Source organism: Mucilaginibacter aureus (assembly GCF_053514885.1).
Genome location: NZ_CP170601.1, coordinates 849,377 through 875,320, shown reverse-complemented (window position 1 = coordinate 875,320; position 25,944 = coordinate 849,377). Strand labels below are relative to the sequence as shown.

General features: G+C 44.2%; 24 protein-coding genes. 15 read left to right on the top strand and 9 right to left on the bottom strand.

The window, feature by feature from the left end:
- Nucleotides 1-78 precede the first annotated feature (78 nt).
- A complete protein-coding gene (locus ACFGVR_RS03795; protein WP_448701239.1) occupies nucleotides 79-1,332 on the bottom strand; it encodes an efflux RND transporter periplasmic adaptor subunit in 1,254 nt (417 codons plus the stop codon).
- Between the two features lie 251 nt (nucleotides 1,333-1,583).
- Here ACFGVR_RS03795 and ACFGVR_RS03790 point away from each other — a divergent pair, with 251 nt between their 5' ends.
- From ACFGVR_RS03790 to ACFGVR_RS03755, 8 genes are all read left to right on the top strand, one after another.
- Entirely contained in the window at nucleotides 1,584-2,939 is a 1,356-nt protein-coding gene (locus tag ACFGVR_RS03790; protein ID WP_448701237.1) for a sigma-54-dependent transcriptional regulator, read from the top strand.
- Nucleotides 2,929-4,272 (top strand): sensor histidine kinase, encoded by a 1,344-nt coding sequence (locus tag ACFGVR_RS03785; protein WP_448701235.1) that lies wholly within the window; start codon nucleotides 2,929-2,931, stop codon nucleotides 4,270-4,272. Before ACFGVR_RS03790 ends, ACFGVR_RS03785 begins: the two co-directional genes overlap by 11 nt.
- Nucleotides 4,273-4,486: 214 nt before the next feature.
- On the top strand, nucleotides 4,487-6,598 hold the full coding sequence (locus ACFGVR_RS03780; protein ID WP_448701233.1) for a beta-galactosidase: 2,112 nt from the start codon (nucleotides 4,487-4,489) through the stop codon (nucleotides 6,596-6,598).
- Between the two features lie 47 nt (nucleotides 6,599-6,645).
- A complete protein-coding gene (gene purU / locus ACFGVR_RS03775; RefSeq protein ID WP_448701231.1) occupies nucleotides 6,646-7,473 on the top strand; it encodes a formyltetrahydrofolate deformylase in 828 nt (275 codons plus the stop codon).
- Nucleotides 7,474-7,653: 180 nt separating this feature from the next.
- A complete protein-coding gene (locus ACFGVR_RS03770) occupies nucleotides 7,654-8,202 on the top strand; it encodes an RNA polymerase sigma factor (RefSeq protein ID WP_448701229.1) in 549 nt (182 codons plus the stop codon).
- Nucleotides 8,189-8,908, top strand: coding sequence for a hypothetical protein (locus tag ACFGVR_RS03765; RefSeq protein WP_448701227.1), 720 nt, complete (start codon nucleotides 8,189-8,191; stop codon nucleotides 8,906-8,908). Before ACFGVR_RS03770 ends, ACFGVR_RS03765 begins: the two co-directional genes overlap by 14 nt.
- 1 nt (nucleotide 8,909) lies before the next feature.
- Nucleotides 8,910-10,196 (top strand): hypothetical protein, encoded by a 1,287-nt coding sequence (locus ACFGVR_RS03760; RefSeq protein ID WP_448701226.1) that lies wholly within the window; start codon nucleotides 8,910-8,912, stop codon nucleotides 10,194-10,196.
- A gap of 52 nt (nucleotides 10,197-10,248) precedes the next feature.
- On the top strand, nucleotides 10,249-12,999 hold the full coding sequence (locus ACFGVR_RS03755; protein ID WP_448701225.1) for an outer membrane beta-barrel protein: 2,751 nt from the start codon (nucleotides 10,249-10,251) through the stop codon (nucleotides 12,997-12,999).
- Here the strand turns inward: ACFGVR_RS03755 and ACFGVR_RS03750 are convergent, their stop codons facing one another.
- From ACFGVR_RS03750 to ACFGVR_RS03740, 3 genes are all read right to left on the bottom strand, one after another.
- Nucleotides 13,000-13,896, bottom strand: a complete 897-nt coding sequence (locus ACFGVR_RS03750; protein ID WP_448701223.1) for a pirin family protein — start codon at nucleotides 13,894-13,896, stop codon at nucleotides 13,000-13,002.
- 336 nt (nucleotides 13,897-14,232) lie between these two features.
- Entirely contained in the window at nucleotides 14,233-15,753 is a 1,521-nt protein-coding gene (gltX, locus tag ACFGVR_RS03745) for a glutamate--tRNA ligase (RefSeq protein ID WP_448701221.1), read from the bottom strand.
- A 119-nt stretch (nucleotides 15,754-15,872) separates the two neighbouring features.
- Nucleotides 15,873-16,181, bottom strand: coding sequence for a four helix bundle protein (locus ACFGVR_RS03740; RefSeq protein ID WP_448703028.1), 309 nt, complete (start codon nucleotides 16,179-16,181; stop codon nucleotides 15,873-15,875).
- 214 nt (nucleotides 16,182-16,395) lie between these two features.
- Between ACFGVR_RS03740 and ACFGVR_RS03735 the strand changes: the two genes are divergently transcribed.
- Genes ACFGVR_RS03735 through ACFGVR_RS03725 form a run of 3 tightly spaced genes read left to right on the top strand, consistent with a single transcriptional unit; the run spans nucleotide 16,396 to nucleotide 18,534 of the window.
- Nucleotides 16,396-17,607: a sensor histidine kinase gene (locus ACFGVR_RS03735; protein WP_448701219.1), complete on the top strand. Its 1,212-nt coding sequence runs from the start codon at nucleotides 16,396-16,398 to the stop codon at nucleotides 17,605-17,607.
- Complete coding sequence (locus tag ACFGVR_RS03730; RefSeq protein ID WP_448701217.1) at nucleotides 17,600-18,109, top strand: DinB family protein; 510 nt, start codon at nucleotides 17,600-17,602, stop codon at nucleotides 18,107-18,109. Before ACFGVR_RS03735 ends, ACFGVR_RS03730 begins: the two co-directional genes overlap by 8 nt.
- Nucleotides 18,106-18,534 (top strand): hotdog fold thioesterase, encoded by a 429-nt coding sequence (locus ACFGVR_RS03725; RefSeq protein ID WP_448701215.1) that lies wholly within the window; start codon nucleotides 18,106-18,108, stop codon nucleotides 18,532-18,534. Before ACFGVR_RS03730 ends, ACFGVR_RS03725 begins: the two co-directional genes overlap by 4 nt.
- Nucleotides 18,535-18,615: 81 nt before the next feature.
- On the opposite strand, the gene ACFGVR_RS03720 is transcribed toward ACFGVR_RS03725, so the two are convergent.
- Entirely contained in the window at nucleotides 18,616-18,972 is a 357-nt protein-coding gene (locus ACFGVR_RS03720; RefSeq protein WP_448701214.1) for a DUF6249 domain-containing protein, read from the bottom strand.
- A gap of 456 nt (nucleotides 18,973-19,428) precedes the next feature.
- Between ACFGVR_RS03720 and ACFGVR_RS03715 the strand changes: the two genes are divergently transcribed.
- The gene (locus ACFGVR_RS03715) at nucleotides 19,429-20,010 is read left to right on the top strand and encodes an RNA polymerase sigma factor (RefSeq protein WP_448701213.1); all 582 of its coding nucleotides are present in this window, start codon (nucleotides 19,429-19,431) and stop codon (nucleotides 20,008-20,010) included.
- Complete coding sequence (locus ACFGVR_RS03710; protein ID WP_448701212.1) at nucleotides 20,007-20,510, top strand: hypothetical protein; 504 nt, start codon at nucleotides 20,007-20,009, stop codon at nucleotides 20,508-20,510. Before ACFGVR_RS03715 ends, ACFGVR_RS03710 begins: the two co-directional genes overlap by 4 nt.
- A 216-nt stretch (nucleotides 20,511-20,726) precedes the next feature.
- Here the strand turns inward: ACFGVR_RS03710 and ACFGVR_RS03705 are convergent, their stop codons facing one another.
- Both ACFGVR_RS03705 and ACFGVR_RS03700 read right to left on the bottom strand, forming a co-directional pair.
- Nucleotides 20,727-21,119 (bottom strand): VOC family protein, encoded by a 393-nt coding sequence (locus ACFGVR_RS03705; protein ID WP_448701211.1) that lies wholly within the window; start codon nucleotides 21,117-21,119, stop codon nucleotides 20,727-20,729.
- A 343-nt stretch (nucleotides 21,120-21,462) separates the two neighbouring features.
- Nucleotides 21,463-21,654 carry a hypothetical protein gene (locus ACFGVR_RS03700; RefSeq protein ID WP_448701210.1) on the bottom strand — a complete coding sequence of 64 codons (192 nt, stop codon included), beginning with the start codon at nucleotides 21,652-21,654 and terminating at the stop codon, nucleotides 21,463-21,465.
- A gap of 237 nt (nucleotides 21,655-21,891) precedes the next feature.
- Between ACFGVR_RS03700 and ACFGVR_RS03695 the strand changes: the two genes are divergently transcribed.
- Complete coding sequence (locus ACFGVR_RS03695; protein ID WP_448701209.1) at nucleotides 21,892-22,737, top strand: DUF2911 domain-containing protein; 846 nt, start codon at nucleotides 21,892-21,894, stop codon at nucleotides 22,735-22,737.
- A gap of 112 nt (nucleotides 22,738-22,849) precedes the next feature.
- Here the strand turns inward: ACFGVR_RS03695 and ACFGVR_RS03690 are convergent, their stop codons facing one another.
- Nucleotides 22,850-23,611 (bottom strand): MBL fold metallo-hydrolase, encoded by a 762-nt coding sequence (locus ACFGVR_RS03690; protein ID WP_448701208.1) that lies wholly within the window; start codon nucleotides 23,609-23,611, stop codon nucleotides 22,850-22,852.
- 96 nt (nucleotides 23,612-23,707) lie between these two features.
- Here ACFGVR_RS03690 and ACFGVR_RS03685 point away from each other — a divergent pair, with 96 nt between their 5' ends.
- Nucleotides 23,708-24,064 (top strand): winged helix-turn-helix transcriptional regulator, encoded by a 357-nt coding sequence (locus tag ACFGVR_RS03685; protein ID WP_448701207.1) that lies wholly within the window; start codon nucleotides 23,708-23,710, stop codon nucleotides 24,062-24,064.
- 121 nt (nucleotides 24,065-24,185) lie between these two features.
- Here the strand turns inward: ACFGVR_RS03685 and ACFGVR_RS03680 are convergent, their stop codons facing one another.
- Entirely contained in the window at nucleotides 24,186-25,784 is a 1,599-nt protein-coding gene (locus ACFGVR_RS03680; RefSeq protein ID WP_448701206.1) for a sulfatase-like hydrolase/transferase, read from the bottom strand.
- Between the last annotated feature and the right edge of the window lie 160 nt (nucleotides 25,785-25,944).

Here is a 25,944-nt window from a genome sequence, read left to right as displayed (position 1 = left end):
TATTTTGTTTAATATTTTAATAATTCCATTTATAAATTCATTTTCTGGTTCCTCCCCTTCAGGGGAGGTCAGGTGGGGTTATTTCTTCAGCACCAGTTCCTGCATATCGCCGTAGGTTTCGTAGCTTGATGTTACCACCTTGTCGCCCGGTTTTAAACCCGATAGTACCTGGTAATAATCGGTATTTTGCAGGCCCAACTGTACATCAACCCTATAAGCCGTTTTTCCGTCGTCGCTTAATTTAAATATCCAGTTGCCGCCGGTTGTCTGGTAAAATCCGCCTTTAGGCAACAATACCTGGCGGCTTTCATCGCTTAAAGCCAGCAATATCTGCAAACTTTGGCCGCGGCGGATACCGGTTGGCACTGTGCCCACAAAAGCCATATCAACCTGGAATTTACCATTGGTTATCTGGCTGAAGATCTTTTTGATTTTGAGTGTATAACTTTTATCGGCAAACGTAAAAGTGCCGGTAAGGCCGGTGTACACCTGCGATATGTAATGCTCATCCACATCAACACGTACCTTAAAACCGGTTATTACGTCTATCTGCCCTAAACGGCCACCGGCATTTTTGCTTTGACCAACTTCGGCATCAAGCGATGTTAACTGCCCGGCTACGGGGGCGCGCAAAACCAGGTCGGATACCTTTTTGCGCATCAGATCGAGCGTCACCTTCATTTGTGCGTATTGCTCTTTGGCTTGCTGCTCCTGCTGTTTGATGAGCATGGTATCCTGCTTTAATATTTGCGTAGTTAATTTTTTACGTTTTACCTGGTAATTGTAGGCAATTTCGGCCTGGCGGTATTCCTGCATACCGATGGCTTTTTGTTCGTACAGGTGTTTATCCAGTTTATATACACGCTCGGCTTCATTGTATGCGTCTTCCACATCGGCCATTTGGTTCAGTTTGCTGATGGTGGCCTGGGTGGCGTTGTTTTTCGAGATTTGCATTTGGGTTTGGGCAGCATAAACGCTGGTTTCCTGGTTGGCAAGGCTCAACTCAAGGTCGGTGTTGGATAGTTTAAGTATAGGATCACCGGCTTTAAGCATGGTGCCATCTTCAACAAAAAGCTTCTCAACGCGGCCGCCTTCAACAGCATCAAGGTATATAGTAGTTATGGGCATTACCACGCCATTTACCGGGATAGTAACCTGGAACGGGCCCTTGGTTATTTCGCTGATGGTGATGCGTTCGGTATCAACGTTTAATTTGCTTTTACCCGATGTTAAGTAGTAGCTGCCACCAATTAATACGATAATACCGGCAATGCCTGCAATGGTTAATATACGTTTACGGTTCCACCTTTTTTTCTCAATTACTCTATCCACAGTATAAATTTTATATTCAGTTTGTACAATAGCCTAAAAGAACATGCCATAAAATAAACGGCTCTTTATCAGCAATATAGGTTGGTTTTTAAATAAACTGCCGTACGCTTTTGTAACAGCAGGTGTACGGTTATGATACAGTTGCTTTTTGTGCAATGTGCCAATAAAACTGTATTACAGCAATTTACATTTATGGTTAGATTACTGCTATTGGTTTATTAAAAATATTTATTTGTATTTTCACCGGAGCCATGTTACTTAAAAAAGCCACTGTATTAATTGTAGACGACGATCCGGACGTACTGACCGCCGTTAAGCTTTTGCTGAAGACAGAAGCGCAGGAAGTGATCACGGAAAAGAACCCCGAAAACCTGAACTGGCTGCTGCAAAAGAATACGCCCGACCTAATACTGCTGGATATGAATTTTACCAGCGCCATTAACACTGGTAACGAAGGCTTGTACTGGCTACGTAAAATTAAGGAATGGAAGCCGGATGCCTGTGTGATCATGATAACGGCTTATGGTGATATTGACCTGGCGGTACGCAGTTTAAAAGAAGGTGCGGCCGACTTTATTGTAAAGCCGTGGCACAATGATAAGCTGATAGATACCATTAAAGATCTGCTTGATAAAAAGGGTGGGGTAAGATCGGCGAAAGCGGCAATAAAAAGCAATACCGCGGGCATTGCCATTTTGGGTGAATCGCCGTTAATGGAAGATGTATTTTTAAAAGTGAACAAAGTTGCACCTACCGATGCTAATATTTTATTGTTAGGCGAAAACGGTACCGGGAAAGATCTCATCGCGAAAGCTATACACGAACGGTCGATGCGGGCTGATAAACCTTTTATTAAAGTTGATGTTGGCGCGCTGACTGATACCTTGTTTGAGAGCGAATTGTTTGGCCATAAAAAAGGTGCGTTTACTGATGCCCGCGAAGAACGTGTCGGCCGTTTTGAAGACGCCAATGGCGGCACTTTATTCTTGGATGAAATTGGTAACATATCGCTGCAGCAACAGGCTAAACTATTAACCGTTTTGCAAAACCGGCAGGTTACCCGTTTGGGGAATAATAAACCTACTGATATCGACATCCGCCTGATATGCGCTACTAACTTACCGTTGCAGGAACTGGCTAACGAAAACCGCTTTCGTAAAGATTTGGTATACCGTATTAACACGGTTGAAGTAACCATGCCGCCTTTGCGTAAGCGTAATACGGATATTGCTTTGCTGGCTAAGCACTTTGCCCAGGTATACGCTACCAAATATCTAAAACCGGCCATCAGTTTTGATGAAGGCGCTTTACAAAAATTGAATGCCTACCATTACCCGGGCAATGTGCGCGAATTGCAATACACTATTGAGCGGGCTGTAATTATGGCCGATGATGCGGTGTTAAAGCCATCCGACCTGATATTTTCGTCGATAGAAACAGCGCCGGATGTGCCCGATACTTTGGATGATATGCCACTGAGCATGGTTGAAAAAAACACCATTTTACGGGTGATAGAAAAACACAACGGCAACATAACCCGCGCCGCAAAAGAGCTGGGCCTTACGCGCACCGCGCTTTACCGCAGACTGAGTAAATATGATATTTAAACGTTACGAATGGCGCATTTTGTTGCGGATAGCTTTGTTATTTATAACCCTGCTGGCCACCTCATTTTTGGTGGTTAAAGAGTGGTACATCTATCTCATCATCACCTTACCCGTTATTGGGTACCAACTGTATGATTTTTTACGTTTCCAAAAAAAGGCACAGGATGAGGTAGAGGCTTTTGCCGAATCGGTACATTACCGTGATTTTTCGCGGCACTTTGATGTGGGCCGGGCACCAACCGAATTGAAACCTTTGCGTAAAGGCTTTAATGAGATCAATACTACATTTAAGGTGATTAGCCGGGAGCGCGAAACACAATACCACTATCTGCAAAAAATACTGGAACTGGTTGATAACGGCATTATATCATATGAAGAGGAGACCGGTGAAATAGGCTGGATGAACGAATCGTTTAAAAAGATATTCGGCATTCCATACCTTAAAACCATCCACTCGCTCAAAAAACGCGATGAGGACTTGTACGATGAGGCTATGGCCATTAAGCCCGGCGACAGCAAGGTGGTATCGGTTACCCGCAACAAACAGGTGATCAAAATATTGCTCACCGTGAGCGTGATGCGGATAGATGATAAGGTTTACCGGCTGCTGGCGTTTCAGAATGTAAGTGAGGCGCTGGATGAAACCGAAAGCAAGGCCTGGCAGAAACTGCTGAACGTAATGACGCACGAAATCATGAACTCGGTTGCCCCGATATCATCGCTGGCCGATACCTTGAAGAACCGCCTGCGCAGTTATTCGGAAGAAAGTAAAAACAAAAGCGGCGACCTTGACGACCTGGAACTGGGCATCGATACTATTAAACGCCGCAGCGAGGGCCTATTGAAGTTTACCGAAAGCTATCGCAGCCTGAACAAAATTACCCGGCTCGATCTCACCAAAATCCTGGTGCGCGACCTTTTTGAAAATCTCAGCAGTTTAATGGCCCCGACCTTGGATCAAAAGAATATCGAGCTGGATATCGTATTGCGCGATCCGCAAATGGCTATCGAGGTGGATATTAATCTGATAGAACAGGTATTGATCAATGTATTGGTTAACGCTATCGAAGCTGTAAAAGACCGGCCAAATCCATGCATCACTCTCTCGGCAGAATTGCGCCCTAATGGTAAACCGCAGCTAAAAATAGCCGATAACGGCGTAGGCATGCCTCCCGACCTGATCGAGAAGATCTTTATTCCATTTTTCAGCACCCGCAAAACAGGTAGCGGTATTGGTTTGAGTTTGTGTAAACAAATCATGATACTACATAAAGGCAATATCCAGGTACAATCGGTATTGGGTGAAGGGTCGGCATTTGTATTGTTATTTTAATGATTTAAACCGGTCAAAAATAAATTCAAACAATTTCTTTTCTCATACCTTTTACAGATAGTTTCAACCGGTCAGCTTTTTAAGATCTTGCCTTTGTGGTTCGCTGTATAACTCTCGCGCGATGGGTTATATCTTCGGGTCACAAAGGTTTTTCGTTTTATACGGTGTCAAACTGACAAATAATAAATATATTGCTGCCTTAAACCTCAGCAGTATGTTATCGTTAAAACCTCTTCGCCATGCGTTCAGCATGTGTTTTTGTTTGCTATTAGTTTGGTTATCAAACAGCGCGAACGCGCAAAGTGCCGATAAATTCTTCCCCAAAGCCGATCTGATGCCTATTGGCTCGTACTATTACCCTGAGCAATGGCCGCATGAGTACTGGGCACGCGACCTGAAAAAAATGGGCGAGGTTGGCTTTGATTTTACGCACTTTGGCGAATTTGCCTGGGCATTCATCGAGCCCGAAGAAGGTAAGTTTGACTTTAAATGGCTGGATGAGGCGGTTGAACTGGCGCATCAAAACGGCATTAAAGTAATTATGTGTACCTCATCGCCTACGCCGCCGGTTTGGCTGGAACAAAAGCACCCTGAGGTTTTGATGGTGAACGAAAACGGCATTACCATGCAACACGGCTCAAGGCAGCAATGCAGCTGGTCGAGCCCGGTGTACCGCGAATATGTAAGCAAAATGGTAGAGGCCATTGCCAAACATTACGCTACCGATAAACGCATCTGGGGCTGGCAACTGGATAACGAGCCATCGCATTACGGGCAGTACGATTACAGTCCGGCAGCACAGTTAAGTTTCCAGAAATGGTTGAAGAACAAATACCACGATATCGAAACGTTGAACAAAACCTGGGGAACCGCTTTTTGGAGTATCCGCTACAGCGATTTCGGCCAAATTCGTTGCCCTAACAATAAAGAGCTTATCGCGCAGGCAAACCCCGCCGCTATATTAGATTTTAAACGCTTTAACGCTGATGAGGTGACCAGCTTTATGGGTTTGCAGTATGATATTCTGCGCAAATACATCTTGCCAGAGCAATGGATAACCACTAACCTCATGCCTACGCATGACCAGGTTGATCCGACCCGCATGACCAACCTCGACTTTGTAACTTATACCAAATACCTGGTAGCCGGGTATGATAAAGGGCTTGGTCCGCAGGGTTTCCGGATGGGATCACCCACAAGCATTGCCTTTTCAAACGACCTGTTCAGGCCAATAAACGGCACCACAGGTGTAATGGAACTGCAGCCCGGTCAGGTAAACTGGGGTAAATTTAACCCACAGCCAACGCCTGGCGTGGTGCGGATGTGGATCTGGCACGCCTTTGCCGGCGGCAACAAGTTTGTTTGTAACTACCGCTTTAAACAGCCTTTAACAGGCGGCGAACAATACCACTACGGCATTATCGGTACAGATGGTGTAACACCGAGCCGCAGCGGTTTGGAATACATTAAAGTGATCAACGAGCTTAAAAAGATCAAAAAGGATTACGACCCAAATACCAAAATGCCAAAGGATTACGCTTCGCGGTTAACAGCTGTGTTATACAACCCAGATAACCGTTGGGAAGAGGATAACCAACCCCAAAGCAACCAATGGAACTTTATGGATCACCTGATGCGGTACTATGGCGCGTTGAAAGAATTTAACGCCCCGGTCGACGTGATAACCGAAGATAAAGACTTCAGCAAATACCCGGTTATGGTTGCCCCATCTTACGAACTGCTGGATGCCAAACTGGTTGAACGCTGGACGCGGTATGTAGAAAACGGCGGCCACCTGGTGTTAAGCAGCCGCACCGGGCAAAAGGAGCGCAGCGGTAAACTGTGGGAGATGAACTATGCCGAGCCAATCTATAAACTGATAGGCGCCAAAGTATCCTTTTACGACTTACTACCGGATACTACCTGGGGAACCATTAAAATGGGATTGAAAACCTACAAATGGAACAACTGGGCCGATATTGTTGACCCAATGCCCGGCACCGAAACCTGGGCCACTTATACCAACCAATATTATGCGGGTCGTGCGGCAGTTATCAATCACAAATTGGGTAAAGGCACGGTAACCTACGTTGGGCCCGATACTGATGACGGCGAACTGGAAAAAGCCGCGCTGAAAAAGGTTTACGAGCAAGCCGGCATCCCGATAGTGAATTTGCCCAAAGGTGTGATACTGGAATGGCGAGATGGCTTTTGGGTGGGTGTAAACTACTCTGCTAAACCATACATTGTTCCCATCCCGGCAACCGCTAAAATTTTGATAGGTACCCGTACGCTTAATCCAGCCGATGTGGTGGTTTGGAAATAATATTGCTGGATAAAGCCTGATTGAATGTTTTTGCTTTTATTTGAAACATGATCATCGTAATACAATGTGCGGATAAGGTTGGATTGGTGGCGGCAATATCGGGGGTGGTGGCTAACACAGGGCTCAATATCGTATCTATGCGCGAGCATGTAGATACCCTGGAGAACCGGTTCTTTATGCGCCTGGAAGTGGATAAATTTGCCGACAGCCACACACTGGAAGATACGCTAAAAAACGTTTTACCAGCCGATGCCATTGTAACTATTAACCCCATACCTCAAAAAAAGATAGTGGTACTGGTTACCAAAGAGTACCATTGCCTGGCCGATATCCTGATCCGAAACTATTTTGGTACGCTTGGTGCTGATCTGCTTTGCGTTATCGGCAACCATAATATCCTGCAAAACATTTGCGAGCGTTTTGACGTGCCGTTTTTTTGGATATCGCACGAGCAAAAAAACAAACAGCAATTTGAGGTCGAAATTGCAGAGGTGGTACAGCAGCATAACCCCGACTATATTGTGTTGGCCAAATTTATGCGCATTTTAACGCCCGAGTTTACGGCGCTGTTCGATAAAAAACTCATCAATATACACCACTCGTTTTTACCGGCATTTGTTGGTGCCAACCCCTACCGGCAGGCCTTTGAGCGTGGCGTAAAACTCATCGGCGCGACAGCGCATTTTGTGACCAACGACCTGGATGAAGGCCCGATCATTGCCCAGCAGATCATCCCGGTTAACCACAGTTTTACCGCTGCCGATATGGTGAAGGCCGGAAAAGAGATCGAAACATCGGTATTGGCCAAAGCCCTGCAGTTAGTGTTTGATGATCGTGTGTTTGTTTACAAAAACAAAACTGTGGTGTTCGAGTAATATCGCTCGTAAATATCCCTTGTAATCAATATATTCGGGTAACCTTATCTTACCCGTCATGATTCTGTATCTTAACTTCCTGCCGAGTTTCTGATATGATCAGGACATCTCAAAAAATAATTGCGATGGTATTCCAACCTTTTGCAAAAAACCTTCTCTTATCTATAATTGATTGCAAAATTGAATAAACCTTTTACCGATACCGTACTTAAAGCGCAGCGTGGCAATCAGGATGCGATGTTTCAGCTATATGAGCAGTATAAAAAGGCAATGTTCAATATCTGCATCCGGATGACAGCTAATCGCGACGATGCTGAAGATGTGTTACAGGAATCGTTTATGATGACTTTTAAAAACCTGGAGCAATTAAAAGAACCTGAACGCTTTGCCGGATGGCTGAAACGGATCGTGGTAAATGAATGTATCCGTTTTTGCAAAAGCAAGATACCGACAAATGAATGGAACGAGGCCGACCATGAGCATATGGCAGAAGATGAGACAGAATGGTGGATTGATGTTAAGCTGAATGATATTCACAACGCGATTAAAACACTGCCCGACGGATGTCGGCTGGTGTTTAGTTTATACGCGTTGGAAGATTACAGCCATAAGCAGATAGCCGAGAATTTGAATATCAGTGAAGGCACGAGTAAAAGCCAGTATCACCGGGCTAAAACATTATTAAAACAGGTAATTATTAAACAATTACAAAACGATGGACAAGTTTAAACAGTATTTAAACAAGCATATCGACGAACTTGGCGATGATGAGCCGGGCGCAAGGGTTTGGGAAAACCTGCAAAAAGGATTGCCAGTAGTTCGCAAGGTTAAGCCAATATCATCATGGTACAAATATGCGGCCGCAGCTTGTATTTTGATACTTTGCTCAGTTGGCCTATGGTATTCTTTATCGCACAATAAATCCAATGTGACCCCTTCGTCAATCGCAAAAACCACTGTCCGACCAGCTGCTAAGCGGCCGCAAACAGAATCTGTAACGCTACCAACAGGCATAGCATCAGTAAAGTTGCCGGTGCGCACAAAAAACACCATCAAAAAGAGAAGTTATCATCGCAGCACGATTGCCGAAAACACTGAAATAACCGAATTGAAAAATGTGGAGGCCAGTTTCACATCGGTCATCAATTTAGAGCGTCGTAAAATAAACCGAACCCCGTTACTCGCGGAAAGTAAATCGTATTTCAATTATTTTAAAACGCGTTTCCGTAAAGTTGACAACGATGAAGCCGCACTAAAAAATGAAATACGTGAGCAGGGATTTACCAATGACATGTTGCTGCAACTCATCACTATTTACCAGCAAAAACTCGATATTTTGAAAGATCTGCAAGCTGAGATCAGTAAAACCAACAACCTGTCTCAGCAAGGCAATCGCACAACAAAAGAACAACTACGGTCATATATCAACATATAATATGAAAGCCAGATACATTGTCCTCGTCACCTGCTTGTGCTGTTTTTGTTTCCTCGCAAAAGCTCAGCTTTCCCTCTTTAAAACTACCCCAACCAACATCGAAAATATCAGTTCGCGCGAGATAAGCCAGGTGATGGACATCAGGCTCAATGCAGATACCTATATCTCCAATAATGAGCGGGCAGTAATAGTTAAAACATGGGATGAGCCTAAAGTGAAAATCAGTACGATAGTATATTACAAAGGCAATAGCCAACTAACCGACCAGCAATGGTTTGAACGGCTGGGCATCACCATGGTTAACAAGGGTAATTTTATGGATATCCACTCTTATTACCCCGCCAGCAAATATTATAACCCTAAGGATAAAGGCCGCGAAAAAGGATTGTTTACAGGCAGCATGGTTTTGTTTAATCGCAATGGCGATAACATCGGCAGTATTGATAGCAAACGGATAGTGACCGTTTATGTGCCGAAATGGAGCCGGTTGGAAATCAACGTATTCAGAACCGACCTGTACCTGCTCAACGATATAGCTAAAGTTGAGGCGACTGTAACCAGCGGAAGCTTTGGCGCGCAAAATATTGAAGAACTAATGTTGCACGCTACTTCGGCCGATTTTGATGGTGGAAATATAGGTCGGGCCGATGTGAATTTCCAGGCCGCGCGTTTTAAAGCCAGAAATATTGATGATCTGAATATTACATCGTTTGCTTCGGACATTATTATAGATAAAGTTAAAAAAGCTATCATCGAAAGTACCGAAGATGACTATGACATTGACGAAGTAGGATCAATAACCGGCCGGAAGTGGTACAAAACATTCAGGATAGAACAGTTAACTGATCACCTGAATATTAACGGCATGAACGCCGACATCAAGGTGCGTAATATTGCTCCTACAGTCGATTCTGTCAACATAATTGACAAATATGGTGATCTCCGATTGTCGTTAGGCGGGTTGCAAAACTACTCTGCAAAATATGATGGTGTACTTAGCAAAGTGTTTACCGGTTTCGACAGGCCGCAAGTAATGAACATAAAATCTATTGATATTGCCAAATCTTTACGATCAGCAAATTTGCCTAAGCCGAAAGTTGATTCAACCGATGTAACATCAACCAGTAAACTATATGGAAAAGTAATATTAATAAAAAACGCAACCACTATAAAACCAGGCAAAACGAATATACCCGAACGATACGAAAAGTTTACGGTTAAAGGCGGAGATGGCACGGGCGTTCAATTCAATGTTACCTGTAACACATGTTCTGTTGATTTCAGATAACCATAAACTTATTATCATAAATAAACCTTACCTTACACCCACCTTATCACACATGAATCGACTACTGGCAACCGCTGCTCTGCTTATTCTTTTGGCATCGGCGGGCATGGCACAAAACCGTGCTAACATTAAAGGAAAAGTGGTCGACTCGCTTAACCACGAAGCACTCGAGTTTGCAACCGTTGCCGTACTCGATCTCAAAGATTCATCACTCGTATCATACACCCTGACCATTAAAGGAGGCGAGTTTACCCTGCATAACCTCCCGGCAGAAAAACGGCTAAAACTGGTGGTGTCTTTTGTAAGTTATCAAAACTACCGCCGGATATTTACACTTGATAAGGGCGCTTTGATGGATATGGGCACTATTAAACTTAGCCCCAAAGGTACCAGCCTTAACCAGGTAAACATCAATGCCGAGATAACGCCTATCATCATGAAAAAGGATACCATTGAGTTTAGTGCCGAAGCCTTTAAAACACCGCCCAACGCAGTTGTTGAAGAGCTGTTGAGGCGTTTGCCCGGTGTACAGGTTGATATTGACGGCACGATCACCGTTAACGGTAAAAAGATATCCAAACTGTTGATTGACGGGAAGCAGTTTTTTGCAAACGACCCCAAAATAGCCACCCGTAACCTGGATGCCAACCTGATAGATAAGGTACAGGTTTATGATGACCGGGACAACGACCCCGACCACCTGGTGCCCGATGCTCAGGTTGAAAAGATCATCAACCTTAAATTTAAACAAGCCATTAAAAAAAGCACCTTTGGCAAATGGCGGGCGGGGTATGGCACCGAAGACCGTTTTGATGGCGGTGTACTTTACAACACTTTTCGCGATACTTTGCAGTTAAGCCTGATCGGTATTGGCAATAATTTGAACAAGACCGGTTTTTCAACCCAGGACCTGAGCAGCCTTGGCGGCTTTAACCGCAGCGGCAACGATAATTTATATAACGGCAGCGTAGCCACCGGCGGCAGGGCCTATGGCGGCATACAAACTGTTGGCTCCGGTGGGGTGAACATCAATACCGACTATGGCAAAAAGCTCAAGATCAACTTTATGTATTTTTACAGCTTTACCGATAATTCGTATAAGCAAACCCAGTCTGCACAACAGCTTTTAGGTGCCGATACGTTGAGTTCGGCCGCGACAACCGAGCGCAACTCGTCAAGCCGGAAGAGCACCTTTAGCGGCCTGGTTGAGTGGAACCCGGATACCATCAACAAGTTTAGGTACACGCCGCTGGTTGCCTTGTCAAGCAGCTTGTCGGATAACAGTACCATCAGCAGCAGTTTTAACAATTTAGCGCCCAGGCTTAGCTCGAATGTTGGCATCGGAAACGGAAATGGGGATTCCTTCCAGTTTCAGCACTCTTTCAGCTATTATCACAAGAAAAAAAAGAACGGCCCTTCGCTGAATATTGTGCAGCGTTTAAACATAACCCCGGGCAGGGATATGAATTACTCGAACGATGACCTGACATCGTACACCGCAGCGCTGGTCTCGAGCGATCTGCACCGTCTGTCTGATAACAAAAACAACAATATTGATGCGGGCTTAAATATCACTTACCGTTACCCGTTCAATAAAAAGATCACAGGCAGCATCTCGCTCGATAACAGTTATAACTACAATAACGGCCGGACATTTACCTTTAACGAAAATATGTCTACCGGTGAATATAACAGCTATATCGATAGCTTAAGCCGAAACCTGGTGCGCAATCAGTTTACCGAAACTATCCGCCCCGAACTGCAATACCAGATCACTAAAAAAACACGGCTTACTGTAAACACAGGCGTGCAGTTGATGCAAACCAACAATGTTTTCAATAAAAACTTTGCCGATATTGATCGCCGCGATCTCTTCCTGCTGCCCTCTGTACAGTTATCGGTTAATAATTTCAGTTTTAATTATGATGAAAACATTAGTCAGCCATCCATTAACAGTCTGTCGCCCATTGTTACCGTTTACAGTCAGCTATACAGCTCAACGGGTAACCCCGATCTGAAACCTTCGCGGTCGCGCAACTTTTCGGTAGGTTACTCTAACTACATCGCCGAAAAACAATTGAGCACCACGTTCAGGCTAAGCGGTACGCTGTATCAAAACAGTACCTTTTCCGAACAAAACGTAAGCAACACGGGTGTAACCTTTTCAAAACCGGTTAACAAAACGGGCAATTATTACGCTTATGGTTATGCCTACCTCGGTAAAGGGTTTAAAAAAACGCACAATATAACTTTGCGCTTAAGCACCAATATCAATCTCAACTACAACCACAACTTTTTCCAGGTAAATGCACAGCAGGGATACTCAAACACAGCCAGCATTTCTGTTAATACACAAGCGTCTATCAATTGGGACAACAAGATTGATATTAACCCGGCGTATAACGTTAGCCCGAGGTTAACTACCTACCAGGAGGTTAATTACAGCAATGTAAAATATGTACCCCAAAGTTTAGATGTACCCGTTGTTGTGCGCTGGCCTAAGCGCTATACCTTCGAAGCTAATTATACGTATAACTATAATCCGCTGGTTACAAATGGTTTTCAAAAAAGCAGCAACCTGCTCAACCTGGCCGTTGCACACCAGTTTATGTATCGCGATCGCGGCGAGATCCGGGTATCCTGCTATGATATCTTCGATCAAAACGTAAGCAGTTATCGTTACGCAAGCGCCAATTACATCATCGATTCGCAAAGCCAGATCCTGAAACGGTATTTTTTACTAAGCTATTCGTACCGGTTCAGTACCGTGAACCCGGTTAAAAAGGCAGTGCCAAAGCCGTAATTATTGGTGTGGTTTCAGGTTAGGATTTTCAGCCGGCAGCGGCACAAAATCGGTTTCGCCCGGCACCCGTGGGAATTGCTGATCGCGCCATAACTGTTTGGCGCTTTCGATCTTTTCACGGTCGGATGCTACGAAGTTCCAGTAAATAAAGCGCTCTTCGGCAAAAGGCTCACCGCCAAAAAAGTAAATGGTGGTGTTGGGGGCCATGGTAAACTCGCACAGCGAATTATCTTTAGCTACCAGCAATTCTTTGGGCGCAAATGTTGTCCCATCGCTTTCAATGCTGCCTTCTAAAATATAAAGGCCTGCTTCGCCATACAGCTCTTTGCCAATTTTTACCGTTTGGCGGGATGTGCTTTTGATCTCTAAAAAATAAAGATTGCTGTAAACCGGCACCGGAGATTTTTTACCCATCAACTCACCTGCTATCACCCGGTAAGCCACACCATCGCCTTCCCAGTAAGGCAGCTCATCCGCACCTGCGTGAAAAAAGGTAGGCTCTATTCCTTCAAACTGTTTGGGCAGTGCAACCCATATCTGCAGGCCGTGCAGGCTTTTTTGCTTGTCGCGAAGATAGGCCGGCGTCCGTTCGGAGTGTACGATGCCTTTTCCGGCAGTCATCCAGTTAACCTGACCGGGTGTAATTTCCATTTCGGTGCCCAGGCTATCCTTGTGCATCACATTGCCTTCAAATAAAAAGGTGAGTGTTGACAAGCCGATATGCGGATGCGGTGGGATGTCAAAATTCTGCCCCGCAGGCATGGTTGCCGGGCCCATATGGTCGATAAAAATAAACGGCCCAACCATCCGCTTATCCTTAAAAGGCAGCAGGCGGCCAACCATAAAATTACCGATGTTGCGCGGGCGTTCTTCGATGATAAGGTCAATGTTCGACATAGGTATTTTATTTCGGAATTCGGATGTTCGATTTCGGATTTTTGGCTCTTGGTCTTTCTTTCACTGTGTCATTGCGAGCAATAGCGTGGCAATCTCATGCCATACAGAGCGGCTCTGCAAGTCGGGGATTGCTTCGTCCCTCGCAATAACGCGCGATGATAGACATAGGTATTCTTCGGTATTTTTAAAAGCTTTGGGCTTTGCGCTTCCTGCTTAGGGGGGATATTGTAAGAAATTTTTCAACCCTTTATTCGTCTCTTACCTATATCAATCCCATATAAAGATACAAAAATGCCAGGGCAATAACAAGAGTATAACAGACTAAAAGCTGCTTAATTACGCGTTAAACGCCACCAAAGCCTTTTCAATCCGTGCAATGGTTTCGTCTTTACCCAATAGCGCGGCAATATCAAATACATGCGGGCCAAACTTACCACCTACCAGCATAATGCGGAAAGGCAGCATCACGTCGCCGATTTTGAAACCGGTTTCCTCACACAGGTATTTAAAGCCGATCTCCAATTGTACAGGCTCCCAGTTTGGCGCCTCTTTGAGTTGCGTGATCAGTGCACCAAAAAAATCGGTTTTAGCGTCTGTCCATTTAGGCTTAACCGCGGCAAGGTCATATTCTGCAGGAGTTTCAAAAAAGTAACCGGCCTGTGTGTAAAAGTCGTTAAGCAAAGTGCAGCGATCCTTAACAGCAGCTATAACTTTAGCCAGGTAATCATCATTGTTAACTGTAATTCCTTTGGCTTCCAAAACTCTTTTCGCTTCCTGATTTAAGCTTCCTGCTTCAAGCTTTTTGATCCACTCGGCATTATACCATTTGGCCTTTTCAAAATCAAATTTGGCGCCGGCTTTGTTAACCCGCTCTATCGAGAAACTATGGATCAGCTCATCCAGCGTAAATATCTCCTGTTCGGTTCCACTGTTCCAGCCCAGCATAGCCAGCAGGTTTAAAAACGCTTCGGGTAAAAAGCCCATTTCGCGGAAACCCGGTGTCAGTTCGCCGGTTTTATCGTCAAGCCAATCCATGGCATATACCGGGAAGCCAAATTTTGCGCCATCGCGTTTGCTTAGCTTACCGTGCCCGTCGGGTTTTAATATCAAAGGCAGGTGTGCCCATTTCGGCATGTGCTCGTACCAGCCCAGGTATTTCCATAATAACAGGTGCACCGGTGCCGATGGCAGCCACTCTTCTCCACGGAAAGCGTGAGTTATCTTCATCAGGTAATCGTCAACCACAACAGCCAAATGGTAAGTAGGCATGCCATCTGCTTTAAGCAAAACCTTATCATCAACCTGGTTGGTTTCAAAACTTACATCGCCGCGTATCATATCGGTAAAACGCACGGTTTCGTCCTGTGGCATTTTAATGCGGATCACATGCGGCGTACCATTATCCAGCATCAGGTCAACATCGTGCTCGCTTAAGCTTAACGAGTTGCGTAGCTGACTGCGGTATACATGCCCATACTGAAAGTTGGGTATCTCTTTGCGGTTTTTGTCCAGTTCTTCGGGGGTATCAAAAGCGTAATAGGCATGGCCCTGCGCAACCAGGCGCTCGGCATATTCGCGGTAAAGCGCTTTGCGTTCACTTTGGCGATAAGGCGCGTATTGCCCGCCAACATTAGGTCCTTCATCAGGGTTTAACCCGCACCATTTCAGGCAATCCAAAATATATTGCTCCGCGCCGGCAACATAACGGCTTTGATCGGTATCTTCAATACGTAAAACAAAGGTGCCATTATGTTTTTTGGCAAACAGGTAATTGAACAATACGGTACGCACACCACCTAAGTGTAAACCACCGGTGGGACTGGGCGCAAAACGAACACGAACTTTTGGATCAGACATGCCGCAAAGGTATTTAATTTAGAATTTCGAATTTTCAATTTCGAATTTATTTATTAAGAATTGACCTACAGATGGTATAGGCTATTAAATTCGAAATTGAACCGACATTCGATATCCCTTCAGTTGCTTTTCAATTTATTTTTTGCCTGGTTTGCTTTTGCAGTTTTGCCAATAGCCGTAAAAATTGCGGTTAGTTCAATTGCTTCTCTTTTCAATGGGGCAATTAAACTTAATTCGACCAGGCCCGAGCCCTCCATTAGCTCAAACCAATAAACCGATTCATCAGCTTCTTCTTCAACAATAACTATTTTGTTTATAAAATCAGCGGTAGATTTTCCTTTACATGCAGATCTGTAATTAGCGCCGACAGAAGAGGAACTTCTCAATAATTGGTTTGTTAATACATTTAAGACCGATCCGGCGTTAATTTCCCAATAAATTTAATTACATCTATGGCAAACTTTTGGGTGCGCTTTTGTAACTCAATTTTGTCCATATTGCAAGATAAAACATTTAAAACAGAATTATAACATTACATATAGCAAAACACCCTCACCAAAATAGATTTGGAAAAATTCGAAATTGAACATTCGAAATTCGAAATAAAAAATCCGAAATGAATTACCGTAATTTGGAATACCGATGAATCCATACGAACGTAAACGCCGCTGGAAATATTTATTGCTTGCCTTTGCCCTGGTTATTGCCATAGGTTCGCTGCTGTACACCCGCTACCTGGTTAAGGGCATTGCCAAGGCCGAACGTACGCGCGCGCAGATCTGGGCCCTGAGCATGAAACAACTGCTTGCCGCTGATGATAACGACTCGTTTAATTACATCACTACCGTGCGTGATAGTTTGGTAGTGCCGGCTGTTGTGGTTGATGATAAAGGCGATTTTATGTTTGCCCGGGGATTGGATACCACCAAAACCTTTATACAGCCTGCGGTAGGGGTTAAGGTTGATAAAAAAGCACCTCAATACGATCCCGCATACTATAAGGCCCAACTGGAATACATGACAAGCCAGCACGACCCTATCAAAATAAACACCTTTAGCGGCCAGTACTGGCTGGTTTACTATCAGGATTCGGCTTTGCTAACTCAGTTAAAAATATTCCCTTATATCCAGTTAACCGTTATCGCGGTGTTTTTACTGGTGGCCTATACAGCGTTTAGCTCGTCGCGCAAGTCTGAGCAAAACCAGGTTTGGGTTGGTTTGGCCAAAGAGACCGCGCATCAGCTGGGCACGCCAATATCATCGTTAATGGCCTGGATAGAACTGATAAAAGATAAGTTTAGCGCCGAAGATGATCCGCTTATTGCCGAAATGGAAAACGACGTTAAGCGCCTCGAAATTGTTGCCGACCGTTTCTCCAAGATCGGCTCCAAGCCTAAATTAGAGAACCATTCGGTATACGATATGATAAAAGAATACGTGGATTATTTTAAGTTCCGCGTAAGTAATAAAATACATTTTGAAGTAACCGGCGACCCGCATTTACAGGCAGCCTTAAACGTACCGCTGTTTGCCTGGGTGTTAGAAAACCTGTTGAAAAATGCCATTAACGCTATCGATGAAAGCGGGACCATCCGTATTGAAATAGGACAGAATCATGCCAAAAGGCAAGTGTTTATTGATGTTACTGATACCGGTAAAGGCATACCGCGATCAAAATTCGCTACCATTTTCCAGCCCGGTTACACCACCCGTAAGCGGGGATGGGGCCTGGGCTTGTCGCTCACCAAACGCATGGTCGAAAATTACCATAACGGGCAGATCTTTGTAAAAGATTCCGAATTAGGCAAAGGCACAACTTTTCGTATCACTTTAAAAAACCAAACCAATGAATAGGCCACAACCCTGGGATTATAACCCATTTTACGCTACCTATATCGATAAAATAGGCGATGCCGATATCGTCGAAAGCTTGATCAGGCAGCATAACGAGGTAAATGATTTTTTAAAGGCTATCCCGAAAGATAAGGCGCTTTACGCTTACGCCGATGGTAAATGGACCCTTAATGAAGCTATCGGCCACATGATCGATACTGAACGGATAATGACCTACCGCCTTTTACGCTTTGCACGGAACGACCAAAACCCTTTGCCAGGTTTTGAGCAGGAAGATTATATAGCCAACGCCCGTTTTAACCAAATGCAAATGGACGACCTGATCAGCGAGTTTTACTATCTGCGTAAAGCTAACCTATATCTGTTTAAAAGCTTAAATGCCGACGAACAAGCGCGCACCGGTACGGCAAGTAATAACAGGGTTACCGTAAATGCCCTGCTGTATATTATTGCCGGGCATGTTGAGCACCATATCCGTATTATTAAGGAGCGTTATTTATGAGCAGGCTTTGGTTTGCCGAGCCGCAATTAAGCGACATTAATGACAGGCATACCAACCATATTGGTGCCTTAATTGGTATTGAGTTTACCGAAATTGGCGACGATTTTGTTAAGGCCCGTATGCCTGTTGATGCCCGCACCCACCAGCCTTATGGCATTTTGCATGGCGGTGCATCGGTTGTATTGGCCGAAAGCCTGGGCAGTATTGCCTCAAGCTTAATTATCGACCCTGAAAAATATATGGCCGTTGGCCTCGAAGTGAATGCCAACCACCTGCGCCCGGTTAAAAGCGGCTATGTTACCGGCATTTGTACGCCCATCCACGTTGGTGGTAAAACCCATGTTTGGGATATCAAAATGTACGACGACCGCGGTAAGATGAACTGCATCAGCAGGTTAACGGTGGCCATTGTTGCAAGGCAATAGCCTTTCAGGGAAGATGGATGATGTAAGATGGACGATGTGTTTTTAATATTACATCTTCCATCATACCTCTCACATCTTCCATTATTCCTTCTTGTCCAAAGTTTCCTTTTTCTCTATGAGGTAAGAGATAAATAGCCCTAACCCGCCAAATATGCCTATTAAAGAGAAGTACAGTGCCCCGTGATGATAATCGTCGGCAAATACTTTGTGATCCATTACATAAGCTAAAAATAAGCCCACGCCCGACCCCATCAATAATAAACCCCATTTCAGGTTTTGATAAGGTGCTGATTGTGGTTTGTAAAGGCGTGGATCCATGCCACGTTCTATCATAGCCATCTTTTCTCTTTTATAGAGGTAAAAAATGCTAAATACCAAGGCAAAAAAGCCTAATGATACGATGATTCCGCAGAGTATTCCTAAATTTTCGGTTTCCATGATTATGGTGATTTTAATTGTTAATGTATCTGATTAATTATGGTGTATTTGTAAGCTATGACTACACTGTTTTTAAACAGGTTACAGGCAGGTGATTTATTTTTTAATTTATTTCTAAAATCATCATACCGCCCGCAAAGCCGCGGAAACGCTAAGCTTTATACGTGTCTTAAAATACTTTCCGGATTTTTTGCGTTAGCGATAGAAGCGGATACCGGCCCCGTGGCTAAGGCCTGTGTAGTATGAGCGTATAGCGCGGCCCACAGGGAACGCCCAAATGGTTAAGACAATACTACTTAATATCTATCTTCCTTTTTCCCTCATACCTCAAATCAATCATATAAACTATACTAAACATATAAACATTAACCCGATCACCAACTCACACCAACTTTTCATTATTTTTACATCCAACTGTAACCTCGCATACCTAACCCGCGTCAGATACTGTAATTGATGCAAAGCAAATACTCCGATACCGAACTGATAACCCAATCGCTGGCGGGCAGCCAGGCGGCTTACGCCGACCTGATCAAACGCCATCAGCGGTTTGTGTTTACGCTCGCCCTCAGGTTTGCCAAAGGCCGCGAAGATGCCGAAGAAATAGCACAGGATTGCTTTGTAAAAGCTTATCGCTCGCTTGCAAGCTTTAACGGCGAGGCAAAGTTTAGCACATGGCTGTACAGTATTGTATATACCACAGCAATGACATTTTTGCGTAAAAAACGGGTGGACACATCGTCGATTGACGATGAGAATACTTACATTCAATTAGAAAACCAGTCGGGCGGGATGGATAACAATACAGCCGAACAAAAGTCGCGCTCGTTTTATGTAAACCAGGCTATTGAGCAGCTGCAGCCCGATGATGCCATGGTCATCACCCTGTTCTACAAAGGCGAGCAATCGCTTGAGGAAATAGGCCAAACCATGGGCATTGAAACAAATACGGTAAAAGTTAAACTATTTAGAGCGCGGCAACGTTTAAAAGAACGGCTGGAGCGCACATTGAAAAATGAAGTAAACGAATTGATATGAACGGGATAGAAGAAAAGATCTGGAACTATATTGATGGCAACTGCAGCCCCGAAGAGCAGCAGGCCATGGATATACTGATAGCTACCGATGATGTTTACAAGCGTAAATACCATGAGTTGTCAAAACTGAACATCGATTTTTCGTGTATGGAGCTTGATGAGCCATCAATGGGGTTTAATTTTAAGGTGATGGAAACCATCCGCACCCAAAACGCCATGAAGCCCTTAAAAGCAGCCATTGATAAACGCATTATCAGGGGTATAGCGGCGTTCTTTTTGATTAGTATTTCGGCCTTGCTTATTTTTGCACTGGCAAACGTAAGCTGGACAACCCCTGCCAGCACCGGTAACCTGTTTTCGGGTATTGATATCAAGATGCCGCAACTGAGCAGCTACTTCAACAGCAATGTGTTTAAAGTATTTATTTTATTTGATATTGTATTGGTGCTCTTTTTGGCAGACGGTTACCTGCGTAAAAAACTGAACAATAAGCAGACATAATAGTAGACACTTGGCACGCTCTGTCTGGCAATTGCAACAAAAAAATAAAAAAACAGCTCCCTGAACTACTTTTTAAAGCACAGGGTAAGTTTGGTACAGATATTGTATTATACAATAACGAATCGGTAAACTTACCGGTTTAATTGTGATAAGGTTTAGGTTGAAAGTCCCCCGGAGCAAGTCTGGGGGGCTTTTTATTTTTGGCGAAGCCCGAACTTATCCCGACCGTTCAATAAGGTCCCACAGATTGCCGTACAGATCTTTAAACACCGCCACAGTGCCGTAGCTTTCAACCACAGGATCTCGGACAAAGGTGATGCTCTCATCTACCATACGGTTATACTCACGATAAAAATCATCGGTTTCTAAAAATAAGAAAACCCGGCCGCCGCTCTGGTTCCCAACTGCCGATAGCTGTTGTTCGTTCACGGCTTTTGCCAGCAGCAGGCAGCATCCGCCCGAACCCGGAGGTTGCACTAATACCCATCGTTTGGTATCTGATAATGCGGTATCTTCTATAAGGTTAAACTTCAGTTTGTTTACATAAAAGTCAATAGCATCGTCATACTCTTCAACTAAAAGAGCGATGTGGACGATCGATTGCTTCATCAGAAATATATTGTTTTTTACTCCAGGTTACGACAAGTATTGGAGAAGGGTTTTTGTAAGATTGCTTTGAAATAGACTGTGGTTTGGCGTGTTATTAAAAAGTCCATGGCCTTTTGGCGTTGCATGAGTTGTAAAGGCGTGCTCGTGAAAGCCGTTAATGTATTTCGAGGAAATATCCGTAGTGGCTATGATGTATAGTTCAGGGCTATGCCAGGCTTTCTTTTTCATAATCAGGAGGTTTAGGTTATATAAAGATAGCTAATAAATAACATTTCAAATATGCCTGCATTTTAGCAATACCGGCAGACCAACCCATGCATAATATCCTGCCTCTTTCTTACTGTTACGACAAATATTGTTGTACACTATTGCCTATACCGTTGGCAAAACTGTTATGATTAGGTGTGTTCAAATAAAACTTATGCCCGTGCGATGTTACCTTACTGGTATAATTATGCTCATGTGCGGCGCTGATATGTTTTGCGTTAATCGCTATCAGGTGTAATTCGGGCTTATTCCAGGTTTTCTTTTTCATGAGAAGGTAGTTTAAAATGTTAACTCTAAAATAAAAAATATTCAAAATATTGGCGAATTTATTTTCAATTAGCTAAAGATCAAGCCTTGTAGTTATTTAGTTCATATAACTGCGCCGCTTTTTGAGTCTTGATTTCTGACTCCATATTGCCCCCCGGTGGTGATTTTCGCATATCGTTAAAATCTATAATATTTATTAGCTTCGTAATATTAACATGTAACCAAATAAACTATCGCGATGAAGAAATTAACTTACCTTTTATTGGCTATTGCGGCTATTTTAAGCTTAGATATCGCACATGCCCAGGGCCTGAAAATGCCACAGGCGAGCTCAACCCAAACCATCACCCAGGATCTGGGCCTTGGTAAAATTACCATCGTTTACTCGCGCCCCAACGCCAAAGGTCGCGTAATGCTGGGCAAACAGGAGCCTTATGGTACTGTATGGCGCACCGGCGCCAACAGCGCAACAACCATTACCTTTACCGATGATGTAACCATCGAAGGCAACAAAGTACCCGCAGGCACTTACGGCTTATTCAGTATCCCCGATCCTAAAGAGTGGACCATTATCCTGAGCAAAACCAGCAAAACCTGGGGCGCTTATAGCTACAAACAAGCGGACGATTTTTTACGCTTTAAAGTAAAAGCCTGGGCAATAAAAGAACCGGTTGAAACTTTTACCATGCAGTTTGAGAACGTTTTCCCAACCGCAGCCGACCTGCACCTGGCTTGGGAACATACAGCCTTAAGCTTCCATATCATTACTGATGTTGATGCTCGTGTAATGGCCAGTATTGACGAAGCGATGAAAGCCGAAAAGAAACCATACTTCGCAGCAGCTCAATACTATTACGACAATAATAAAGACATGGCTAAAGCGCTCGAATGGATAACCGAGGTAGAAAAAACACAACCAAAATCGCAGTTTGTAAAAGTTTGGAAAGCCCGTATCCAACTCAAAGCTGGCGATAAAAAAGGTGCTTTGGCTACCGCCGAAGAAGGTGTACGTTTATCGAAAGAAGCTAAAGACGGCGAGTACGAGCGCTTAAACGCAGCTGTTGCCGCTCAGGCAAAATCGTAACAAATCCTCTAAGGGGTGTCATGGTGAGTCTGTCGAACCATAGTGCGGGGGCTGCCCGCTATCCTTCGACAAGCTCAGGATGACACCCTTTTTATGGTTGTCAAAACGTAATCTACCCAATAAACCATTCTCCATCCTCAGGCACCAAACATTGCTTGTCAAGGCCGCTTTCTTTTATGGCTGCCCTGATATCGGCCCTGGTTTCTTTGCCATGGTTAACAGCCTCAAGATGTACCACGTACACTTTGGCATCGGGTGCGTAACGGCATACTGTTAACATATCTTCAATGTCCATCACAATGGCATTGCCGCTTGTAAACCTTGCGCCGCCACCGTTAACGATGATCATAGCCGGTTTGTGATTGTATATGGCCTCTTTTACTTCATCGCACCAAATGGTATCACCAGCAATGTAAAGGGTGCTTTGCTGATGTGTAATTACAAAACCCGAAACAATGCCCATGCGTTTGCCAATTTCGCCGGTGCCGTGCTGCCCGCCGGTGCGGTTGATCCGGATGCCATGCCATAACAGACTTTCATCTACCGGCAGCAAGGTTAAAAAGCCTGCCTGTTTTAAAGTTTCGGTATTTGCAGGCTGGCAAATAATGGGTGTGTGCTTGGGGATCAGTTGTTGTGCCGCCGTATCCCAGTGATCAAGGTGTAAATGGGTTAACAGCACCGCATCGGTTTGGCCGATCAGCTTTTTAAGCCCGGTATGATTGATGGGCAAATCAACCAGCGGATTTTTTAAAGTATTGCCGGTATTATTAAAAGGCTCATAGCTGCCTTGAGATGCAAGCATAGGATCGACCAGTAAAGTTTTACCGTTAACAGTGATAACCTGGGTGGCGTTACGCAAAAGTTGTACGTTCATTTTAAAGCGTTTAAATTTGACGCTGCAAAGATGGGGCTGTTGACCTGCGAGCCCAAGAAGGTTACCTTTTGGTAACCAGCTCACTATTTGGTAACCATGGATAATAAAGAGTTTAAACATTGTGGCCTTGAGGTTACCCTCACTATGCTATCAGGTAAATGGAAACCCATCATTCTGTATCACCTGTTCCGCACCAGCGAAATGCGCTTTACCGAACTCTGGCGCATCATCCCCAAAGTAGCTAAAAAAGTATTACTTGAACATTTAAAGCAAATGGAAGCTGATGGGTTAATTACCCGCGAAGAAAAGCACACTTTTCCACCTGAAGTATATTATAGGATCTCAGCAAAAGGACAGGCTTTAGGACCGGTACTTGCCGCTTTGGATACCTGGGCAAATGAGCACGCCACGGCCGAGGTTAATTTGAAGAAGGGTAAGGGACGCGGGGTTTGACTTAATAATCCATGATCATATAGCTTTTCTAAGTTTATCGGTAAATAGATATATCACCTGCTATGCCAACGCGTTGTCTGTCCCGGCAATCCGCATTTAAGTGGGATAATTTTTTGCGATGTTACTGTAACGAGTTGCAATCAAGTACCTTAAACCCTCCGCTCACAATTTTTTGAGGGGTGTTTGTAAAGTCGGGGCTGCTCAGGCTTTTGCGACTATCGTACCCTGTAAAATTAATGCCGCACATATCGGTGTAGGTGTATATGATATCCTGTGTTGATGCTTTACTTCCGCGATGTGCCTGCAGGTTGGCAATTTTGTCGGTCCGTAGTTTTTTCAACGCATCAGAATACCAGATAAAGAAGGGAACATGGGCGATATATTTGGAAGGCACAGGGTAGCCATGCTGCGATAAGTGCCGCGAATCATCAAACAGATTTTCGCCATGATCGGAGATATAATATACAGACGATACTGCGTTTTGCTTTTTACTAAGGTTGATGATGCTATCGAGCACAATGTCGGTATAACGGATGCTGTTGTCGTAACTATTGATGATTACGTTGCGGTGATTAAAATCGTTGGCGGCTGTAAAAACAGTTTTGTTTGATGGTTTGAAATAATCGACAGAGTCGGGGTAACGCGACGCGTAATCATAGTGGCTGCCCAGGCGATGTAGTACGATGAATTTCTTATTGTCAGGCTGCGCGAGTACCTGGTTCAAGGCGGCAAGCAACTCACTATCGGTATGTGTATTTTTGGTGGCGCGATAATCCGATTGCATCAGGTATTGGTGCTGGGCCTCGGTAATGTGTAATTTAATATGGCCATTATCCGTTTGGTTTGATATCCAATAAGTTGAAAAGCCGGCCTCCTTAAAAGCGCTCACTATACTTTTTTGCAGACAATGTTTTTTGAAGTTATCGGCGCCCACGCCTGTCAATATCAGTGGGATGGAGTATTCTGTAATATAACCTCCCGTTTTCATGTCGGCAAAGTTGATCAAATTACTTTCCTTGCCAAGTTTAGGCGTGGTATTACGATAATAGCCATTAATACCAAAATGATCATACCTTGCACTCTCACCCAGCACCAGGATGTAAACCTGTTTTTGCCTGATGACAGCTTGCTGTGCAGCATGAAACCGAAATGCGGAGCGGATTGCTTCGGTTGACGACATGAGATGGTACTGCTCATAAACTACACCCAAACCGTAGGCTATCGACGTTGGGTAAACCGTATATAATCGCGACCGCAATCTTTGAAACCAACTTTCTGACGACCCGTTAAATAAAGGCACAATAGCTAAAAAACACAAAGCGCAAATACTGATAACTGTGGCCTGTTTTCGCGGGATGACGTTAGATGTTCTTTTTACCGCGATAAAATACAGGCCATAGCAAGCCACCAACATCGGTACGATAGCCGAGGCATAACTTTTTGCCAGTTCGGTAACTTCGGCGCTATTGGTGTTAAGGGCAAGCAATAGCATCGAATCATCAATGGGGACGTTATAAAAAACGATGTACCCTACATCCAGCGGTACTAATAATATAACAGGCAGTAACAACCAGGCATAAACACGCAGGCAGTTGCGGAATACCCAAACCGGTAACAAAAACAAACTAAAAACGGTAAACAGGCTAATAAAGGCAACACCTGGCTGTTTGTTGATGACAAAAAACACCACGTCGCCCATGGCGATCAATGCTATGATCAAAAAAAGGAAAAACGGCGACTGCCTTTTCTGCTGGGGAATCAACTATTAAAACTGTGTAAGGTTGTTGTAAACTACGGGTTAAAAATAATCCATCCGATATTAACTATCAAATAATTATTAAACTTTCAACATGTGTCGGATGGCTCTTTCTGTTGGTATT

Coding starts and splice junctions, on each gene's coding strand:
- ACFGVR_RS03780 (WP_448701233.1), top strand. CDS start 4,487: ATGTTATCGTTAAAACCTCTTCGCCATGCGTTCAGCATGTGTTTTTGT.
- ACFGVR_RS03710 (WP_448701212.1), top strand. CDS start 20,007: ATGAACGGGATAGAAGAAAAGATCTGGAACTATATTGATGGCAACTGC.
- ACFGVR_RS03755 (WP_448701225.1), top strand. CDS start 10,249: ATGAATCGACTACTGGCAACCGCTGCTCTGCTTATTCTTTTGGCATCG.
- ACFGVR_RS03750 (WP_448701223.1), bottom strand. CDS start 13,896: ATGTCGAACATTGACCTTATCATCGAAGAACGCCCGCGCAACATCGGT.
- ACFGVR_RS03760 (WP_448701226.1), top strand. CDS start 8,910: ATGAAAGCCAGATACATTGTCCTCGTCACCTGCTTGTGCTGTTTTTGT.
- ACFGVR_RS03715 (WP_448701213.1), top strand. CDS start 19,429: ATGCAAAGCAAATACTCCGATACCGAACTGATAACCCAATCGCTGGCG.
- ACFGVR_RS03720 (WP_448701214.1), bottom strand. CDS start 18,972: ATGGAAACCGAAAATTTAGGAATACTCTGCGGAATCATCGTATCATTA.
- ACFGVR_RS03685 (WP_448701207.1), top strand. CDS start 23,708: ATGGATAATAAAGAGTTTAAACATTGTGGCCTTGAGGTTACCCTCACT.
- ACFGVR_RS03790 (WP_448701237.1), top strand. CDS start 1,584: ATGTTACTTAAAAAAGCCACTGTATTAATTGTAGACGACGATCCGGAC.
- ACFGVR_RS03690 (WP_448701208.1), bottom strand. CDS start 23,611: ATGAACGTACAACTTTTGCGTAACGCCACCCAGGTTATCACTGTTAAC.
- ACFGVR_RS03785 (WP_448701235.1), top strand. CDS start 2,929: ATGATATTTAAACGTTACGAATGGCGCATTTTGTTGCGGATAGCTTTG.
- ACFGVR_RS03725 (WP_448701215.1), top strand. CDS start 18,106: ATGAGCAGGCTTTGGTTTGCCGAGCCGCAATTAAGCGACATTAATGAC.
- purU (WP_448701231.1), top strand. CDS start 6,646: ATGATCATCGTAATACAATGTGCGGATAAGGTTGGATTGGTGGCGGCA.
- ACFGVR_RS03700 (WP_448701210.1), bottom strand. CDS start 21,654: ATGAAAAAGAAAACCTGGAATAAGCCCGAATTACACCTGATAGCGATT.
- gltX (WP_448701221.1), bottom strand. CDS start 15,753: ATGTCTGATCCAAAAGTTCGTGTTCGTTTTGCGCCCAGTCCCACCGGT.
- ACFGVR_RS03730 (WP_448701217.1), top strand. CDS start 17,600: ATGAATAGGCCACAACCCTGGGATTATAACCCATTTTACGCTACCTAT.
- ACFGVR_RS03735 (WP_448701219.1), top strand. CDS start 16,396: ATGAATCCATACGAACGTAAACGCCGCTGGAAATATTTATTGCTTGCC.
- ACFGVR_RS03765 (WP_448701227.1), top strand. CDS start 8,189: ATGGACAAGTTTAAACAGTATTTAAACAAGCATATCGACGAACTTGGC.
- ACFGVR_RS03705 (WP_448701211.1), bottom strand. CDS start 21,119: ATGAAGCAATCGATCGTCCACATCGCTCTTTTAGTTGAAGAGTATGAC.
- ACFGVR_RS03695 (WP_448701209.1), top strand. CDS start 21,892: ATGAAGAAATTAACTTACCTTTTATTGGCTATTGCGGCTATTTTAAGC.